Genomic DNA, 16683 nt, shown 5'->3' with positions numbered 1-16683 from the left:
CTCACACCGCCAGGTTCTCGCGGAGCGTCGACCCCGGGTACCGCGGTGCCAGGGCGCCGCGGGCGCGCAGCTCCGGCACGAGCAGCTCGCTCAGGTCGGCGAACCCGGCGGGCATGCCGAGCGGGCTGGACAGCATGTAGCCGCCGCGGCCGCCGGTGGCCCCGAAGTTCTCCTGCAGGGCGTCGGCGACCCCCGCGGCGTCGCCGACCAGCATGTGGTCGAGGCCCGTCGCGGCGCGCCAGCCGTGCTCGAAGAAGTCGTCGCGGTCCATGGTGTGGTCCTCGCCGAACTCGGTCACCAGGCTGCCGACCAGGCCGGCCGGGCTCGCCTGCGCGGCGACGATCTCGTCACGCAGCTCACCGAGCCGGAACGTCGCCGGCAGCGTGGAGAAGTCGTACCCGGCGTTGTGCGAGATGAAGGTGCCGACGGCCTCGCGGTTCCAGAACGACAGCAGCGAGTCGCGGCGGGCGGCGGCCTCGGCGTCGGTGGCACCGACGATGACCTGGGTCGCCCAGAGGATCCCGACGCCGGACGGGTCGCGCCCGGCGTCGGTGAGCGCTGCGTCGAGGGCGTTCCGGTGCCGGAGCTGTCCGGCGACGCTCGCCCCGAAGCCGAACACCAGGTCGGCGAAGGACGCGCTCGCCGCGATGCCGCGGGGCGAGTTGCCGGCCTGCACGACCACGGGGTGCCGCTGCGGGCTCGGGACGCTCGCGAGCGGCCCGCGGACCTTGAAGAAGCGGCCGTCGTGGTCGATCGGGTGCACCCCGGCCGGGTCGGCGAACCGTCCGGTCGTGCGGTCGCGGACGATCGCGTCGGGTGCGACGGAGTCCCAGAGCGCACGGCAGACGCCGATGAACTCCTCCATCCGTTCGTAGCGCAGGTCGTGGTCGATCAGGTGGTCGGACCCGTAGTTCGCGGCGTCGGCACCCCGCGACGAGGCGACGACGTTGAACGCCATCCGGCCGCCGGTGACGTGGTCGAGCGAGTTGAGCAGCCGCGCGACGGAGAACGGGTGCGTGAAGGTCGACGAGTAGGTCAGCCCGAACCCGATGTGCTCGGTGACGGTCGACATCGCGGCGATCACGGGCGACATGTCCTGGCGTGGCCACTGGATCCCCCACTCGACCGCCGGGTCGATGCTGCCGCGCCAGGTGCTCGGCACGCCGGACCCGTCGCCGAAGAACAGCATGTCGACGCCCGCGCGTTCGGCGGTCCTGGCGACCTCCATGTACATGCGGACGTCGGGGAAGTCCTGGCCGACCCAGCTGCCGGCCGCTGCCCACCGCCCCTCGGTGTGGGTGAAGGACAGGTCGTAGGCCAGGTGCATGCCGCTCATCGGACACCCACCGGCGACGCGGACGCGGCCGCAGACGCGGAGGCGGACGCTCGCCACAGTGCCACCGTCTCGTCGGCGTCGGTCACGACGCCCACGTTGAGGTCGATCAGGGTGAGCGCGGCGTCGTGCACGTCGGTGTCGTACGCGGCGGTGGCGTCCTGCGGGACCACCACGGGCCAGCCGAGCTGCATCGCGTCCTGTGCGGTGGCGAGGACGCAGCACTCGGTCGTGAGTCCCACGACGGTGACCCAGCCGATCCCTGCGGAGGTGAGCCGGGCCTCCAGGTCGGTGCCCAGGAACCCGCTGTAGCCGCGCTTGACGACGCGTGTCTCACCGGGCGCGGGCGCCGTGCGGTACCACTCGGCGCCCTCCGTGCCGATCCGGCAAGGCTCGTCGTCCGGCATCGGTCCGTCCGGGTCACCCCCGCGCAGCCACGTGCTGGAGCGCCACGGCCGGGCCGGGTCGCTGCCGAGTTCGACCCAGACGACGGGGACGCCCGCTGCGCGGGCCTCGTCGACGAGCGAGTCGATGCGGGTGACGGCGGCGTCCACCGCGACGGACGCGCGGTCGTCGAGTCCGTACGGTGCGATCCGTGCCGACTCACCGAAGTCGCGCTGCACGTCCACGACGACGAGCGCGGGCGGGAGCGCTGCTGACACCAGCTGTGCCAGCCGCGGGTCGAGGCCCGCGTCGAGTCCCCCGGTCACCGGACGACCGCCGCGTCGTGCTGGCGGAGCGCCGGCAGGACGGTCTCCCCGAACAGCACCATGTCCTGGTCGTACTCGGGGAAGATCAGCATCAGACCGTCGAGTTCGCCCCGGTCGACGATGTACTCGATGTGCTCGGTGACGGTCTCGGCCGACCCGGCGACGTACGCGGTCTGGAACGCGTCCTCACCGGCGGCGCCGTCCGCCCAGGCCCGCGCCTGCTCGGCGGGCACACCCCACGACGCCCGCATCGACGCCAGCGCTTGACGGTCGACGCCGGCGCCCCACTCGCGCACCTTCCGCTGCGCGGCGGCGTCGGTCTCGCCCTGCACCACCGTGAGCATCGAGTAGGTGCGGCACTCGCGTCCCTCGACGGCGGCGCGGTCGTGGACGTCGCGGGACAGGTCGCGCATCTCGTCCAGGCTGTCCGCTGCCAGGAAGGCTCCGTCGGCGTGCTTCGCCTGGAACGCCCGCGCCGCTTCGGACTTGCCCGCGCTGATGATGGTCGGCCGCGATGCCGGGTGCGGGCGGGACTCGCACGCGTCGAGGTCGAAGTACGGCGTGTGCATCGTCACGCTGTCCTCGGTCCACAGGCGCGTGACCGCCTCGGTCCACAGCTCCGTCATCCGGTACCGGTCGGCGTGGCTGAGGGCCGCGTCCCAGATCCCGAACTGCTCGAACTCGGCCGCGTAGGCGCCGTTGACGATGTTCATGCCGGCCCGGCCGCCGGAGATGTCCTGCAGCGTCGTGTACATCTTCGCCGCGACCGCCGGGTTGTGGACGTTCGCGTGCATCGTCGCCCAGATCTTGACCCGCTCGGTGGCCTCGGCGATGCCGGCCATCATCGTCATCGATTCGAGCGAACGGCCCCAGTGGTCGGTGGAGCCGCCGAAGCCGCGCCACTTCGCCATCGACATCACGAAGTCCAGGCCGATCGTCTCGGCGTGGAGCGCTGCGCGCTTGTTCCAGGCGTAGGTCGCCTCGGGGTGGGGTGCCGTGGTGGAGAGCATCCACCCGCCGTTGCCGATCGGGAGGAAGATCCCGTACTCCTTCGCGGGCATCTCACGCCGCCTTTCTGGTCGTTGCGGAACACTCGGTGACGAAGGGGCTCACGGTGCGGGCCACACGGTCTCGCCGTCCTTCGTGATGGCGTCGATGTACTCGTTCGTGAACCAGCCCTTCGCGTCGTCGGCGGTCACCGAGCTCTTGACGATGTCGAACCGGTGCAGCATGTCGACGAGCTTCGTCACGTTCTCCGGGTCGATCCCGCCGAGGGGCTGGTCCGGCGTCGGGTTGTCCGCGATGACCTTCGTCTCGGTGGTCCAGATCTTGGTGTTCTGGGCCACGTCGTAGGTCGCGCCGGACAGCTTCGCGGCGTACCCGACGCACTGCTTCGTCTTCGCCTCGCTCGCGGAGCAGAAGTCGTAGGCGTGCAGGGCTGCGCGCAGGACGTCCTCGACTGCGGTCGGGTGCGCCTTCGCGAAGGCGGGGTTCACGGCCATCGCGCCGATCGACGAGGGGATGTCGTAGTCGACGGGCTGCCAGACGGTGACGTCGTCACCGGCCGCTTTGAGCAGGTTCGGCTCGTTCGACACGAAGCCGGTCAGCGCCTCGAGGCCGTTCTGCTTGCGCGGCAGGACGGACGGGTCGTAGCCCTCCTTCACGAGCGTGAGGGAGTCCCACTCGACACCGGCCTTCTCCATCATCGCCCGGACCGACGCCGGCACGTAGCCCTTGTGGCCGACGACCTGGCCGTCGAGCTGGGGCAGCTTCGTGATGTCCGGGTTCGTCATCAGGACGTCGAGGCCGGCGTTCGAGTACGACGAGATCCCGGTGATGTCGATGCCGTTCGCGCGGGCCTGGATGAGGTCCTGCTCGGCGACGGCGGACACGGTGGCCTGGCCGCTGGCGAGGAGCTTCGTGTTCTGGGCGGTGTCACCCGAGCCCGGCTTCAGGGTCACGTCGAGGCAGAGGTCCTTGAAGTACCCGAGCTCGTCCGCGGCGATGTACTCGAGGATCGACGCCGACGACTGGTACTGGTAACCGGACAGGTAGGTGATCGTGCCGGCGGCCTTGTTCTCCTTGCACCGCTCGGCCGAGATCGCGCTGCCCCCGGACGATGTGGTGCCGGCGCTCGAGCCGGTGCTGCAGCCGGTGAGCGCGAGGGCGACGACGGCGGTGGCGAGGGCCGCGAGTGCGGCCTTGGTGCGGCGGGTGGTGCTGTGCTGCATGGTGCTGTGCTGCATGGTCACTCCTGTGGGAAGGGATGGGTGGTGCAGGGCGGGTGCGGGTGGGTCGGTGGTCGCCGGACGTCGGCCTGGAGGCGCGGCTGACGTCGCGCGGGCAGGCTCGCGCCGGCGGGTGGTGCGGCAGGGCCGCGGGGCGGCCGCGTGGTGCGGCCGGCAGGCCGCGTGTCAGTCGTTCGCGGTGCGGTGCCAGTGCAGGACGCGGCGCTCGACGACCGTGATGAGTCCGAGCAGGACCACGCCCATCACCGCGAGGATCGCGATGGCCGCGTAGACGACTTCGAGCTGGTTCATCGACGACGCCGTGCTGATCACGGTGCCGAGTCCCCCGGTGGAGCCCGAGGCGGACAGCTCCGCGACGACCGCGCCGATGATCGACAGCGGGAACACGATCCGCAGCGCCGCGAACACGAACGGCAGGGCGTTCGGGATGCGCAGGTGCACGAGCATCTCGAACCGGGACGCATCGATCGTCTTGTAGACCTGCAGCACGGGCTGCGGCACGGATCGCAGACCCGCGGCGGTGTTGATCAGGATCGGGAAGAAGCAGATGAGGGCCGTGATGACGAGCTTCGGCAGCGGTCCGAACCCGAACGCCACGACCAGGGCCGGGGCGATCGCGACGAGGGGTGTGACGTTCAGCACGATCGCGATCGGCATGACCGCTCGTCGGACGATCGGCAGCTCACTCGTCAGCACCGCGAGCACGAAGGCGGCGAGGAACCCGATGGCCAGGCCGACGAGCGATTCCACCAGGGTGATGCCGGCGTTCTGCAGGTAGTAGGGCAGCTGCGTGGCGAGGGTCTCCCCCACTGCGGGCAACGGCGGCAGCAGGTACGGCATGGCCGTCGCGCCGATCTGCCAGAGCACCGCCAGGACGGCGAGCATCACGACGAGGGGCAGCCAGACGGTCGGTCGGATCCAGCCCGGCACCGGTCGGCGAGTGGTGCGGCGTTCGGCGTCGGCCGTGGTGGCGGTCGCGGCGGGCGTGGAGGTTGTGGTCGCGCTCATGGTGCCGTCTCCCTCAGGCCGCATCGGCCGTGCGCCAGGCGCTGTGCAAGCGGGTCCGGACCAGGTCTTCGTACTCGTGGAAGCGCTGCTCCTCGAACAGGCGCTGGTTGCGCGGCCGCGGCAGGTCGATGTCGATGACGTCCACGATCCGGCCCGGGCGGGGTGCCATCACGACGACGGTGTCCGACATCCGGACCGCCTCGGACACCGAGTGCGTCACGAACAGCACCGTCGTACGCAGCTCGTCCCACAGGTCGAGCAGCTGGTCCTGCAGGCTCTCGCGGGTGAACTCGTCGAGCGCCGAGAACGGCTCGTCCATCAGCAGCACGTCGGGGCGCAGGCCGAAGGCCCGGACGATCGCGGCACGCTGCTGCATGCCGCCGGACAGCTGCGCGGGGAGCTTGTCCATCGCCTCGCCGAGTCCCGCCATCCGCAGCAGTTCGCGCATGTCCGGGCCGGCGCCGGTGCCGCGCTCCTCGAGGTCCTCGATGGCGGCACGACGTCGGCCGGCTCCCGGGTTCACGCGACCGGCGAGCGAGACGTTCTGCAGCACGGTGAGCCAGGGCAGCAGCGCCGGTGTCTGGGGCACGAGGCCGATCAGCTTCGCTGCGCACGCTTGCGCCGGGGTGACACCGTGCACCCGGACGTCACCGCGGTCGGCGGGCTCGAGCCCGGCCACCAGGCGGAGCAGCGTCGACTTGCCGCAGCCGCTCGGGCCGATGAGCGACACGAACTTCCCGGGTTCGATCGTCAGTTCGACGTCGTCGAGCGCGACCATGGCGCTCGGGCCGCTGCCGTACACCTTGCGCACCGCGTCCACGCGGACCGCTGATGTGGTCATCCGTTCCTCCATACCGTCGGCGAGCACGCAGGCTCGGTCTCGTATGGCGGAGAGCGTGCGTCGCGAGCTCGGGTTCGTCTGCGACGCGGAAATCCGCTGCTGGTGACGAGGTTAGGACGCCCGTGTTACGGAGTCGGACCACATGTGTTGCGAACGTGTGAACGCGTGCGCGGGTCAGCGCGGCGGCGCCACCGCGGTGTGTCCGTCCCAGACGAGCACCTCGATGCCGAGGTCCTCGGCGGCCACCGCGACCCATCCGGCGAGCGCCCGCGCCGCAGGTTCGGCGACGACCAGCACGGCCCGCTCGACCCCGGGGACCGACTGCCGCAGCCAGAGCAGCTTGAACAGGTCCGCCATCACCTTGTTGCGCCAGGCGGGCTTGTAGGCGCCCTGGTTCGCGACGAGCTGCACGACCACGCGGTCGGCGTCGTCGATGCCCTCGACCTCGACCCGGGCACGGTCGAGCACGACGGTGCGGGGGCGGAGGACCAGCCCGAGCGCGGTCCCGGTGTCCCCGAGCATCCGGCGTTCGACGGAGTCGGGGGCGAATCGGCCCCATTCGGAGCGCGCGGCGGGGACCTCGGTCATGTCGGCAGTGTAGGCGGGCGAGACATCTCGAGACGCCGTCGTCTCACCGAGACGCCGCCGAATGCTCGCGACGCCGCCGTTTTCCGAGGCGTCTCGACACGACGACGGCGTCTCGAGGGACTCCCGCGTCAGACGACCGACCACCCGCCGTCGCTCGGCAGCACGGCTCCGTTCACGTTGGCGGAGTCGTCGCTCAGCAGCCAGGTGATCGCCGCGGCGAGCTGCTCGGGCTGCGCGACCGGCGGGATCGCGACCTGCATGATCGGGCCGACCCGGCTGGCGGCGTACTCGCTGCGCATCGGCGCCTCGATGTTCGTCGCGACCGCCCCCGGCGCGACGGCGTTGGCACGGATGCCCTGCGGGCCGTGGAAGAACGCGACGCTCTTCGTGAACCCGGCGATGGCGTGCTTCGACGCCGTGTACGCGGCACCCGCGGCTGAGGCGCGGAGTGCGGCCTCGGACGCGACGTTCACGACGGCGCCGCGACCGGCGGCGATCATGTGCGGCAGGACGGCGCGGGTGAGGCGCATCGGCCCGGTGACGTTCACGCTGAACACGCGGTCCCAGGTGGCGTCGTCGACCTCGCTCGGCGGCAGGAAGGCGTCCATGATGCCGGCGACGTTCGCCAACCCGTCGATGCGCTCCCCCGCCGCAGCGATGAGCGCGTCGATCGTCTCGGTCTCGGCGACGTCGCCGACGACGGTCTCGAGTTCGAGGCCCTCGAGTTCGGAGCGGAGCGCGTCGAGGCGTTCGGCGACGACGTCGGTCGCGATCACCCGCCCGCCCTCGTTCGCGATCCGGGTCGCCGTGGCGCGTCCGATGCCGGAACCCGCCCCGGTGACGATGATGGTCCTGCCGGTGAACCGTCCGGCGGTGGTGTCGGTCATGTCGTCTCCTCAGTGAGAGGCGCTCGCTGCGCCATGATGGTTATAGCACTCAGTGCCGAAAGGACTCCATGGGTTCGACGAACGCCCGCTCGACGAACGCCGGCTCGACGAACGACCGCGCGTCGAACGACCGACCGACGGGGCGCCCCCGCACGATCGACCCGGACGCGGTGTCCCTCGTGGCGCTGCGACTGTTCGACGAGCAGGGCTTCGACGCCGTCTCGATGGACGACGTCGCCGCTGCCGCCGGGGTCAGTCGTCGGTCGCTGTTCCGGCTGTTCCCGAACAAGGCGGCACTCGTCTGGGGCGGGCTCGACGAGTTCGCCACGCGGTTCGGCGAGGCACTGCGCGCACGGCCGACCTCGGAGTCGTCGTCGATCGCCCTGCGCGCCGCGTACCGGATCGGCGCGACCTTCCCCGACGACGCCGTCGAGGTCACCCGCCACCGACTCCGCGTCATCCGGGCGAACCCCTCGCTCGAGCACGTCGGGGCAGCCACGGTCACGGCCCTGACCGACGCGATCGTCCGGTTCGTGGCCGAACGGGACGGCGCGACGCCCGACGACTTCGCAGTGTCGGTGCGCGCACACGCCCTGGCAGCCGCGGCGAGCGCCGCCCTCACCTGGTGGGCACTGCACGGCGACGGCCGTCCGGAGGACGCAGTGGACCGCGCGCTCGCCCTGCTCACCTGACACGCGCCCTGGACGCGGGCGAGACGGACGGGAGGCCCGGGGCGGCCGTCACCTGGCTCGGCTCAACCCATCGCGCGCTCCCCGCGGACGTCGCGCGACAGCGCGTCGGTGCGCGCGCCCTCGTCCAGCGGTATCGTCCGGGCATGAACGCCACCGGACCGTCGCCGTACTTCCAGTTCGCCGGTACCGCCAGGCAGGCCCTCGAGCACTGGCAGGGCGTCTTCGGCGGTGACGTCCGGATCGCGACCTACGCCGACTTCTCACGGACCGACGGCCCGGCCGACGCGGTGGCGCACGGGCAGCTCACCGGCGGGCTCCAGCTCTTCGCCGCCGACGCGAGCGGCACCGACGAGCCGTTCGCGGCGACCGGCCTGCTGTTCTCGCTCCTCGGCGCCGACGAGCCGGATGTCCTGCGCAGGTGGTTCGACCAGCTCGCCGAGGGCGGCACGGTCGTCGACCCGCTGCAGGAGCGGCCCTGGGGCGACTGGGACGGCACCGTGCGCGATGCGTTCGGCGTCACGTGGCTGATCGGGTTCGAGGCGTCAGCGCTGAGATGATGGGTCCATGACCGATCGCCCTGCAGTCCTGTTCGTCTGCGTGCACAACGCCGGCCGCTCGCAGATGGCCGCCGGATGGCTGCGACACCTCGCCGGCGACCGTGTCCGGGTCTTCTCGGCGGGCAGCGAACCGGCCGACCGGATCAACGCCGTCGCCGTGGCGGCCATGGCCGAGCAGGGCATCGACATCGCCGGCGCCCAGCCCGAGGTGCTCGAGACCGAGACCGTCCGCGAGTCGGACGTCGTCATCACCATGGGCTGCGGTGACGCCTGCCCGGTGTTCCCCGGCAAGCGGTACGAGGACTGGGCACTCGACGACCCGGCCGGTCTGCCGATCGGGCAGGTCCGACCGATCCGCGACGAGATCCGCGCGCGGGTCGAGCGGCTGATCGCGTCGCTGTAGCCGCTACTGCTGGTCGGACGGCAGCAGCGGCGCCCAGAGCGCATCGGGGCCGTCGGCCTGCACGGCGTCCCGTTCGAAGCGGAAGCCGTACTCGCGAACGAAGTCGAGGGCCGCTGCCTGCTCGTCCTCGGCATCGTCGTGCGCGGCGTCGAAGAGGTACACGCCGTGCCCCATCTTCACGCCGGCGTCGCTGATCACCGTGAGGTCCCAGCGCCCCGCCTCCGCGCGTTCGATCCGGACGACGGCGGCCTGTGCAGCGGTGAAGTCAGCCATGGCATCAGCCTACGGACGGCGAAGCGGCGGCGTTCAGGGTCGGCCCATCAGGACGACACCCGAACTGGGGCACAGCAGTTCTGAGGCAAATCTTGAGGTGATTCTCACCTTTGAGATACTTGAGACTATGACAACACCCGAGCCGCAGGGGGGCGGCACGTCACAGACCCCTCCCCCGTATCCACAACCCGCCGGCGCCCCACAGCTGACGTTCGCTCCGTACCCGGGAGCACCGCTCAGTCCGAAACGAACTTCCGGACTCGCCCTCGCTGCGTTGCTCGTCGGGATCGGCGCCTTCTTGGTCGGACTCGTTCCGGTCTTCGGTGCGATCGTCGGTGCGGTCGCCATCGTGCTGGCAGTCCTCGCCCTCCGGAAGCAACAGCCGAAGGGCCTGGCCGTGACCGGTCTGGTGTTCGGAATCGTCGCCGCGCTCAGCTCCATCGGCGTCGCGGCCGGGATCGGCGCGGTCGTCAGCGGCTCGGAGTCAACCCAGCAGTCCGCAGTCGTCGCAGAGTCACCAGAACCGACCGCGGCCGCCGAGGCCGAGGAACCGTCGGAAGCAACGAAGCCCTCCGAGGCCGCTGCGGAGCCCGCCGAAGAGGAATCCGAGTCGACCGAAGAGGCTCCGGAGAAGCCCGCGACGCCAGTGGAGTACGCCTCGGCCTTGACCAAGGCGGAGAGCTACTCCGAGATGATGCACATGAGCAAGGCCGGGCTGTACGACCAGCTCACCTCGGAGTACGGCGAGCAGTTCTCGCCAGAGGCAGCCCAGTACGCGATCGACACGATCAAGGCGGACTGGAACGCGAACGCACTGGCGAAGGCCAAGGACTACCAGGCGAACATGTCGATGTCTCCGGCCGCGATCCGCGACCAGCTCGTCAGCGAGTACGGCGAGAAGTTCACCCCTGCCGAGGCGGACTTCGCCATCGCGCACCTCAACGGCTGACCCACCCGATGAGAAGGCCCCGTTCCAGGACGGGGCCTTCGTCGCGCGCGGGCAGTGGCGTCAGACCACCGCGGACGCCCACTACGCTGAGCACCGTCACAGGCCCGGACGAGCGGAGAACGAAGTCATGTCAGTCGGATTGCTCGCCGTGGTGGACGACATCCTCTCCGCGGCCCTGAAGGCGAGCGCGAAGACCGCGGGGGTCGTCATCGACGACGCCGCGGTCACCCCGCAGTACGTCCAGGGACTCGCACCAGCCCGAGAGCTCCCGGTCGTCGGTCGCATCGCGCTCGGCAGCCTGTTCAACAAGTTCGTCATCATCATCCCGTTGGCGCTGCTGCTCACCGCGTTCGCGCCCTGGGTCCTGCCGTACCTCCTGCTCATCGGCGGGACGTACCTGTGCTTCGAGGGCGCCGAGAAGGTCACCGAGTGGTTCGGTGTCCACCACGGGGCAGAGTCCGACGACTCGGTCACCGAACCGAAGCTCGTGTTCGGCGCCATCCGCACCGACCTCATCCTGAGCACCGAGATCATGCTCATCGCCCTCGCCGGTCTCGATCCGGACCTGGGGCTCTGGCCGACGCTCGGCGCACTGATCGTGATCGGGCTCGTCATGACGGCGGTCGTCTACGGCGCCGTGGCCCTGCTGGTGAAGATCGACGACGTCGGTCTCCAGATGATGAAGAACTCGGTCCGGCGGACCCGTCGCACGGGCGCCCGGATCGTGCGGGCGATGCCGACGGTCTTCCGGGTCATCAGCGTCATCGGCACCGTCGCGATGCTGTGGGTCGGCGGGCACCTCGTCATCGCGAACCTCGCCGAGACCTTCTGGCACGGCCCGTACGACCTGCTGCACACGATCGAGCACGCGATCGAGGCCGCTGGCCCGGTGGTGACCTGGATCGTGGACACCGCGGTCTCGGCGGTCGCTGGCGTCGTCCTCGGCATGGTCGTGGTGGCGATCGTCCTCGGCATCGGCCGCCTCCGCGGAAAGCACTGACTTACACTTCTATTCCGCCATCGGTACACTTGTGTGCATGGCTGAGGAGAGTGTCGCCGAGTTCGCGGTCCGCGCGGGGTTGTCACCGCGACGCGTGCGGGCGCTGATCGAAGGGGGATCGATCCGTGCACGCCAGGTCGGCGGCCAGTGGCTCGTCGACCAATCGTCGGAACATCGTCCTGCCGCGAGTCGGCCGCTCGGTGCACGGATGCGCAGCAACTTGCTGGCCTCGCTCTCCGGTCAGCCGATCGATGGCCTCTCCGCGCCGGAGCGAGCCCGTCTTCGCCGCTACCGGGACGAACTCGTGCGGAGCGCCGAACCGGACCGCATCCTCGGAGCCTGGATCCGCCCGGTCCCCGCGCTTCGTCTCCGAGCGGCCGACGCCGACCTCGAGGACCTCGCCGCCGACGGTCGCCTGGTGAAGTCGGGCTTCAGCGATCCCCGCTCGGAGATCGCCGCGGCGGGGCAACTCGAGGCTCGAATCGCGGCCAGCGACGCCGATGCGCTCCGGCGTGACTACCTCCTCCGCCCCTCCGACCAGCCCAACGTCCTGTTGCACGTCTCTGAGCAGAAACCCCCGTCGCCGCTTCCGCTCGGGTTGCTCTTGGTCGACCTCGCGGTGCACGACGGAATCCGCGAACGGTCCCGGGTCGCGGCACTCCTCCAGGCCGCGTCGTGACGATCGTCGCACCGGCCATGACGTCGGCCCAGGCAGCAGCGTGGCACGCGCTGTTCCAGGTCCACGAACGCCACCCGAGTGGATGGGCACTCGTCGGCGGGCAGATGGTGCATTCGTTGTGCTGGGAGCGAGGCGCTGTCCCGCCCCGGCCCACTCAGGACGCTGACGCCGTGCTCGACGTCCGCGCACGACCGCGAGTCCTCCACGACTTCACCGCCGTGCTCAGCGCGCTGGGGTTCGAGTCTGCCGGCGAAGCACCACCCGTGCTCGAGGGGACACGTGGCGTGCAACACCGATGGCTGAAGGGCGACGCCCAGATCGACGTCCTCATCCCACGCTTCCTCGGCGAGCGAGCGGACAACCGGGTCGGCGTGACGGGTGGTCGGACGATCGCAGCGCCGGGCGGTCAAGGGGCACTCGACCGATCGGAGACGATCGACGTCGAGGTCTCGGGCCGGACGGGGCGTGTGAACCGACCGACCCTGCAGGGAGCGCTGATCGCCAAGGCGTCCGCGCTCCTCATCGGCGAAGGTGCACGCGCGGACAGACACCTGAACGACCTCGCGATCCTCGCGTCCCTCGTCACCCGGCGAGACAGGGTGGGCGATCGCCTCACCAGGACCGAGATCATTCGAGTCCGGTCTGCGCTCGGACTGGTCCTCGGCCGGCCGGCTCTCCACCTGACTGCCGGGGTGGACGCAGCGACGGTAGCGGTCGTGCGGGAGCAGTTCGTCATCGGCGCGCTTTGACACTTCTGTTCCGCCATCGGTACACGAGTGTTCCGACGGCCCACGCGTCGAACGACTCGTGGGCCGTCGCAGAACGGGTGCGCCGCCCGCACCACCCGCCTACCCTGGCGCGCATGGCAACGGTGCGACAGGTCCAGGTAACGTTCGACTGCGCCGAACCGGAGCGGGTCGCCCGGTTCTGGTGCGAGGTCCTCGGCTACGAGGTCCCTGCTCCCCCGCCCGGGTTCGACGACTGGCAGGCGTTCAACGCCTCGCTCCCGCCCGAGCACCAGGGCTCGGCCTTCGCCTGCGTCGATCCGACCGGCGCCGGCCCGAGGCTCTTCTTCCAGCGCGTCCCCGAGGGCAAGACGGTGAAGAACCGCGTGCACCTGGACGTGCGGGTCGGCACCGGGATGGTCGGCGAGGAGCGCCTTGCTGCACTCGATGCGGAGAGCGCCCGCCTCGTCGCGCTCGGCGCGACGCAGTTCCGCCGCATGCTCGCGGATCAGGTCAACGAGTCCTGCATCGTGATGCAGGACGTCGAGGGCAACGAGTTCTGCCTCGACTGATCCGCGAGCCCGCGCAGGTTCAGGCCACCGGCCCGTAGAGAGGCGTCTCCGCGACGTCGAGTTCCAGCTCAGCCGTCGCCTGGATGAGCGCGAGCAGATCCGCGTCGAGCCCGGGAGCGAACTCCTCGAGTCGCTCCGGAGCGATGAACGACGGCACCCCAGCCGGAGCCTGCTCGGTCGCGGACAGCTCCGTCCCGTCCTTCGACGGCGATGCCCCGCGGAAGATCTTGCCCGCCTCGGACGCCCCGTCGAGGTCGAAGCTGTACTGCTTGCTCTGCAGCCCGAGGTCGACGAGTTCCTTGACCTCCGGGAACCGCTCCGCGTTGGTCTTCGGGATCGGCAGCAGTGTCTTCCAGTCGACACCGAGCGTCTCGAGCGCCTTCGCGTACGCGTTCTCGTGCGCCTGGTCGCGGACGATCAGGTAGGCGACGGTGCTTCGCGCGGTGGGGTTGTCCGTCATCTCGTAGATCCGGCACTTCTGCAACCGGCCGGTGGACTCGAGCATCAGGTTGTAGAGCAGGTCGAGCGGCAGGTTGCCCGAGTTGTAGACGTAGCTGCCGCTCCACGGGTTGCCGGCAGCGTCCACCGGCAGGGCGCCCTGGGCGCCGACGAGGTAGTGGTGGATGTTGCTCGTGTCGAGCGCGATGCTGAGCGGGGTCGCGCCCTTCGCACCGGGAGTGTCGAGTGGGTCGGTGAGCTTGCCGGTGTACTCCGGCGAGCCGTCGAGCAGGCGGGAGATCGTGGTGCCGATGAGCTCCACGTGGCTGATCTCCTCGGTGCCGACGCCCTGGATGAGGTCGCGGTACGGCTTCGCCGCCGGGCCGCGGAAGTTCATCGCCTGGAAGAGGTACTGCATCATCGTGCGCATCTCGCCGAACTGCCCGCCGAGCCCCTCCTGCAGGGCATTGGCGGCCGCGGGATCGGGCTCCCCGTCGGCGATCTCGTTGATCCAGGTCTGTGCGTGGAAGTACATGGATGCTCCTTGCTCCCTGCGACGGGTCCGCCGCGCGCCTCACCGTCGTCCGGGGCGGCTGGCAGCCGACACGGGTGGTCCGCTGAGCGCGGTATCGTCGACCGCGCACCGCAGCGCCCGGAAGGACACCCATCCCGATGACCGTCAGCTCCGACGTCGACACCACCACCCTCGACGAGCTGCTGGGCGTGGGCCAGGTGCTCCGCGACCCGGTCTCGCTCGAGCGGTACAGCCACGACGACGCCGAGTGGGCCGACTCCACGGCACCGCTCGCCGTCGTCCTCGCTCGCAGCACCGATGACGTCGTCGCCACCGTCCGGTGGGCCGCTGCGGCGGGCGTCCGGGTCGTGCCGCGCGGCGCCGGCACCGGCCTGTCCGGCGGCGCGAACGCGGTGGCCGACTCGGTCGTGCTGTCGCTCGAGCTGATGGACGCGGTGCTCGAGGTGAACACCGACGAGCGCTACGCCGTCACCCAGCCCGGCGTCATCAACGACGCGCTGCGGGCCACCGTCGCCGAGCACGGACTCTGGTACCCGCCGGACCCGGCGAGCTCGGCGATCTCCACGATCGGCGGCAACGTCGCGACGAACGCCGGCGGGATCTGCTGCGTCAAGTACGGGGTCACCCGCGACTACGTGCTCGGGCTGACCGTCGTGCTGGCCGACGGTTCCGTCGTCGAGCTCGGTCGCCGCACGGCGAAGGGCGTCGCCGGCTACGACCTGGCTGGTCTGATGGTCGGGTCCGAGGGCACGCTCGGCATCGTCGTGTCGGTCACCGTGAAGCTGCTCCCCCTGGCCGGACGCGACGAACGTGCGGTGATCGGGTACTTCCCCTCGCTGAGTGCCGCCGGGGACGCCGTCGCCGCGATCTCGCGCGCCGGCATCATCCCCGCCGCGCTCGAGATCGTCGACCGGACGTGCCTGCGGGCCGTCGACGACTGGATGCACCTCGGGCTGCCGTCCGACGTCGACACCCTGCTGCTGGCGCGGGTCGACGAGCGCGGCGCCGCGGGTGACGAGATCGCCGACCAGGTCGCCGACGTCTTCGCGCAGGCGGGCGGGACCGACGTCGAGCGGGCGACCGACCCGGACGACATCGACCGGCTGTTCCAGGCACGGCGCCTGGCGTACCCGGCGCTCGAACGGCTCGGGCCGGTGCTGACGGAGGACATCTGCGTGCCCCGAAGCGCGGTGCCCGAGATGCTCCGGCGGATCCAGTCGACCGCGGCGGCCCACGAGGTCACGATCGCGAACATCGCCCACGCCGGCGACGGCAACCTGCACCCGCTCATCATCGCGCCCGAGGGTGACGACGTCGCGAAGGCGCGGGCGAAGCAGGCCTTCGACCAGATCGTGGCGGACTGCCTGGCGCTCGGCGGGACCGTCACCGGCGAGCACGGCGTCGGCCTGCTCAAGCTGCCCGGCCTGCGGCAGGAGCTCGGCGACCGCGTCCTCGCTATGCACCGGTCGGTGAAGGACGCCCTGGACCCGGCGGGCACCCTGAATCCCGGCAAGGCGTTCTGAACGCACGAAGACGACGGACGGGAGGCCCGGTGCCAGCTGGCACCGGGCCTCCCGTCCGTCCGTTGGTCGCGTTCAGCGACCGGCATGCGTCACGCAGATGCGTTCAGCGACGGCGGAAGTAGCCGTTCGCGCCACCGACGTACATCAGGATCGTCGCGACGAGCACGGCGACGCCACCGATCCAACCGAAGGCGTTGCCACCCGAGGCCGCACCGACGCCCACGCCGATGACCTGCAGGATCGCGAGGACGGTGAGCACGATGCGGGCCCAGTTGCGACCGTCGCGCATCTTGAAGACGATGATGAGCTCGATCACGGCGAGGATGAAGGCGAAGATCGCCCCGCCGATGAGCGGAGCAGTGCCGACGCTGGATGCCACGTCGGAGGAGCTGCCCGAGGTGAGGCTGATGATGCCCTGCAGGATGTTCGCCAGGACCACCACCAGCCAGATGACGAATGAAACGGTGACGCTGGTCGGACGGCTGTTCGTGTTTGCCATGGTGAGCCCTTCTCGTTCGGCCGCGTCCAGCGGCCACACAGCGAACGTACATGCGCACGGCGGACCTGTCCGGACAGGCCGAAAGGTCACAGAGCGGTAACGACAGCAAACCGGTCCAAACCCTTTCGCCGAGGTCCCCGAATCACTTGCACAGGCCGGGAATCACCCGGAGCGCTCACCAGCCGCACATCGCTGGTTCTCCACCCTGCACCAGGGTGTGTT

The 16683-nt window shown here is 70.5% G+C and carries 20 protein-coding genes; 9 read left to right on the top strand and 11 right to left on the bottom strand.

Going from position 1 to position 16683, the window contains the following annotated elements:
- Nucleotide 1: 1 nt before the first annotated feature.
- From ITJ59_RS15585 to ITJ59_RS15550, 8 genes are all read right to left on the bottom strand, one after another.
- Nucleotides 2-1336, bottom strand: coding sequence for an NtaA/DmoA family FMN-dependent monooxygenase (locus ITJ59_RS15585; protein WP_194652218.1), 1335 nt, complete (start codon nucleotides 1334-1336; stop codon nucleotides 2-4).
- On the bottom strand, nucleotides 1333-2043 hold the full coding sequence (locus ITJ59_RS15580) for an isochorismatase family cysteine hydrolase (protein ID WP_323749525.1): 711 nt from the start codon (nucleotides 2041-2043) through the stop codon (nucleotides 1333-1335). Before ITJ59_RS15580 ends, ITJ59_RS15585 begins: the two co-directional genes overlap by 4 nt.
- A complete protein-coding gene (locus ITJ59_RS15575) occupies nucleotides 2040-3104 on the bottom strand; it encodes an LLM class flavin-dependent oxidoreductase (RefSeq protein ID WP_194652217.1) in 1065 nt (354 codons plus the stop codon). Before ITJ59_RS15575 ends, ITJ59_RS15580 begins: the two co-directional genes overlap by 4 nt.
- Before the next feature lie 48 nt (nucleotides 3105-3152).
- Entirely contained in the window at nucleotides 3153-4289 is a 1137-nt protein-coding gene (locus tag ITJ59_RS15570; RefSeq protein ID WP_228511655.1) for an ABC transporter substrate-binding protein, read from the bottom strand.
- A gap of 168 nt (nucleotides 4290-4457) precedes the next feature.
- Nucleotides 4458-5300 carry an ABC transporter permease gene (locus ITJ59_RS15565; protein WP_194652216.1) on the bottom strand — a complete coding sequence of 281 codons (843 nt, stop codon included), beginning with the start codon at nucleotides 5298-5300 and terminating at the stop codon, nucleotides 4458-4460.
- A 13-nt stretch (nucleotides 5301-5313) separates the two neighbouring features.
- Complete coding sequence (locus ITJ59_RS15560; protein WP_194652215.1) at nucleotides 5314-6141, bottom strand: ABC transporter ATP-binding protein; 828 nt, start codon at nucleotides 6139-6141, stop codon at nucleotides 5314-5316.
- A 174-nt stretch (nucleotides 6142-6315) separates the two neighbouring features.
- Nucleotides 6316-6729 carry a hypothetical protein gene (locus tag ITJ59_RS15555; RefSeq protein WP_194652214.1) on the bottom strand — a complete coding sequence of 138 codons (414 nt, stop codon included), beginning with the start codon at nucleotides 6727-6729 and terminating at the stop codon, nucleotides 6316-6318.
- 128 nt (nucleotides 6730-6857) lie between these two features.
- Complete coding sequence (locus ITJ59_RS15550; protein WP_194652213.1) at nucleotides 6858-7616, bottom strand: SDR family NAD(P)-dependent oxidoreductase; 759 nt, start codon at nucleotides 7614-7616, stop codon at nucleotides 6858-6860.
- Between the two features lie 68 nt (nucleotides 7617-7684).
- Between ITJ59_RS15550 and ITJ59_RS15545 the strand changes: the two genes are divergently transcribed.
- The 3 genes from ITJ59_RS15545 to ITJ59_RS15535 all read left to right on the top strand — a co-directional run bounded on the left by ITJ59_RS15545 (nucleotide 7685) and on the right by ITJ59_RS15535 (nucleotide 9268).
- Nucleotides 7685-8308, top strand: coding sequence for a TetR family transcriptional regulator (locus ITJ59_RS15545; RefSeq protein ID WP_194652212.1), 624 nt, complete (start codon nucleotides 7685-7687; stop codon nucleotides 8306-8308).
- 143 nt (nucleotides 8309-8451) lie between these two features.
- Nucleotides 8452-8865: a VOC family protein gene (locus ITJ59_RS15540; protein ID WP_194652211.1), complete on the top strand. Its 414-nt coding sequence runs from the start codon at nucleotides 8452-8454 to the stop codon at nucleotides 8863-8865.
- 7 nt (nucleotides 8866-8872) lie between these two features.
- Nucleotides 8873-9268 (top strand): arsenate reductase ArsC, encoded by a 396-nt coding sequence (locus ITJ59_RS15535; RefSeq protein ID WP_194652210.1) that lies wholly within the window; start codon nucleotides 8873-8875, stop codon nucleotides 9266-9268.
- Nucleotides 9269-9271: 3 nt separating this feature from the next.
- Here the strand turns inward: ITJ59_RS15535 and ITJ59_RS15530 are convergent, their stop codons facing one another.
- Nucleotides 9272-9541 carry a hypothetical protein gene (locus ITJ59_RS15530; RefSeq protein ID WP_194652209.1) on the bottom strand — a complete coding sequence of 90 codons (270 nt, stop codon included), beginning with the start codon at nucleotides 9539-9541 and terminating at the stop codon, nucleotides 9272-9274.
- Between the two features lie 298 nt (nucleotides 9542-9839).
- On the opposite strand from ITJ59_RS15530, the gene ITJ59_RS15525 reads away from it, so the two are divergent.
- The 5 genes from ITJ59_RS15525 to ITJ59_RS15505 all read left to right on the top strand — a co-directional run bounded on the left by ITJ59_RS15525 (nucleotide 9840) and on the right by ITJ59_RS15505 (nucleotide 13466).
- Nucleotides 9840-10490, top strand: a complete 651-nt coding sequence (locus ITJ59_RS15525; protein ID WP_228511654.1) for an Ltp family lipoprotein — start codon at nucleotides 9840-9842, stop codon at nucleotides 10488-10490.
- A gap of 127 nt (nucleotides 10491-10617) precedes the next feature.
- A complete protein-coding gene (locus tag ITJ59_RS15520) occupies nucleotides 10618-11490 on the top strand; it encodes a DUF808 domain-containing protein (protein WP_194652207.1) in 873 nt (290 codons plus the stop codon).
- 37 nt (nucleotides 11491-11527) lie between these two features.
- Nucleotides 11528-12169, top strand: coding sequence for a hypothetical protein (locus ITJ59_RS15515; protein ID WP_194652206.1), 642 nt, complete (start codon nucleotides 11528-11530; stop codon nucleotides 12167-12169).
- On the top strand, nucleotides 12166-12918 hold the full coding sequence (locus ITJ59_RS15510; RefSeq protein WP_194652205.1) for a hypothetical protein: 753 nt from the start codon (nucleotides 12166-12168) through the stop codon (nucleotides 12916-12918). Before ITJ59_RS15515 ends, ITJ59_RS15510 begins: the two co-directional genes overlap by 4 nt.
- 113 nt (nucleotides 12919-13031) lie before the next feature.
- On the top strand, nucleotides 13032-13466 hold the full coding sequence (locus ITJ59_RS15505) for a VOC family protein (protein WP_194652204.1): 435 nt from the start codon (nucleotides 13032-13034) through the stop codon (nucleotides 13464-13466).
- A 19-nt stretch (nucleotides 13467-13485) separates the two neighbouring features.
- Here the strand turns inward: ITJ59_RS15505 and ITJ59_RS15500 are convergent, their stop codons facing one another.
- Nucleotides 13486-14439, bottom strand: a complete 954-nt coding sequence (locus ITJ59_RS15500) for a manganese catalase family protein (protein ID WP_194652203.1) — start codon at nucleotides 14437-14439, stop codon at nucleotides 13486-13488.
- A gap of 137 nt (nucleotides 14440-14576) precedes the next feature.
- On the opposite strand from ITJ59_RS15500, the gene ITJ59_RS15495 reads away from it, so the two are divergent.
- Nucleotides 14577-15962, top strand: a complete 1386-nt coding sequence (locus tag ITJ59_RS15495) for an FAD-binding oxidoreductase (protein ID WP_194652202.1) — start codon at nucleotides 14577-14579, stop codon at nucleotides 15960-15962.
- Between the two features lie 103 nt (nucleotides 15963-16065).
- On the opposite strand, the gene ITJ59_RS15490 is transcribed toward ITJ59_RS15495, so the two are convergent.
- Entirely contained in the window at nucleotides 16066-16461 is a 396-nt protein-coding gene (locus tag ITJ59_RS15490; protein WP_194652201.1) for a hypothetical protein, read from the bottom strand.
- Between the last annotated feature and the right edge of the window lie 222 nt (nucleotides 16462-16683).

The organism is Curtobacterium sp. VKM Ac-1393 (genome assembly GCF_015350995.1).
GTDB lineage: Bacteria > Actinomycetota > Actinomycetes > Actinomycetales > Microbacteriaceae > Curtobacterium.
This window is presented reverse-complemented; position numbering and strand designations above follow the sequence as displayed.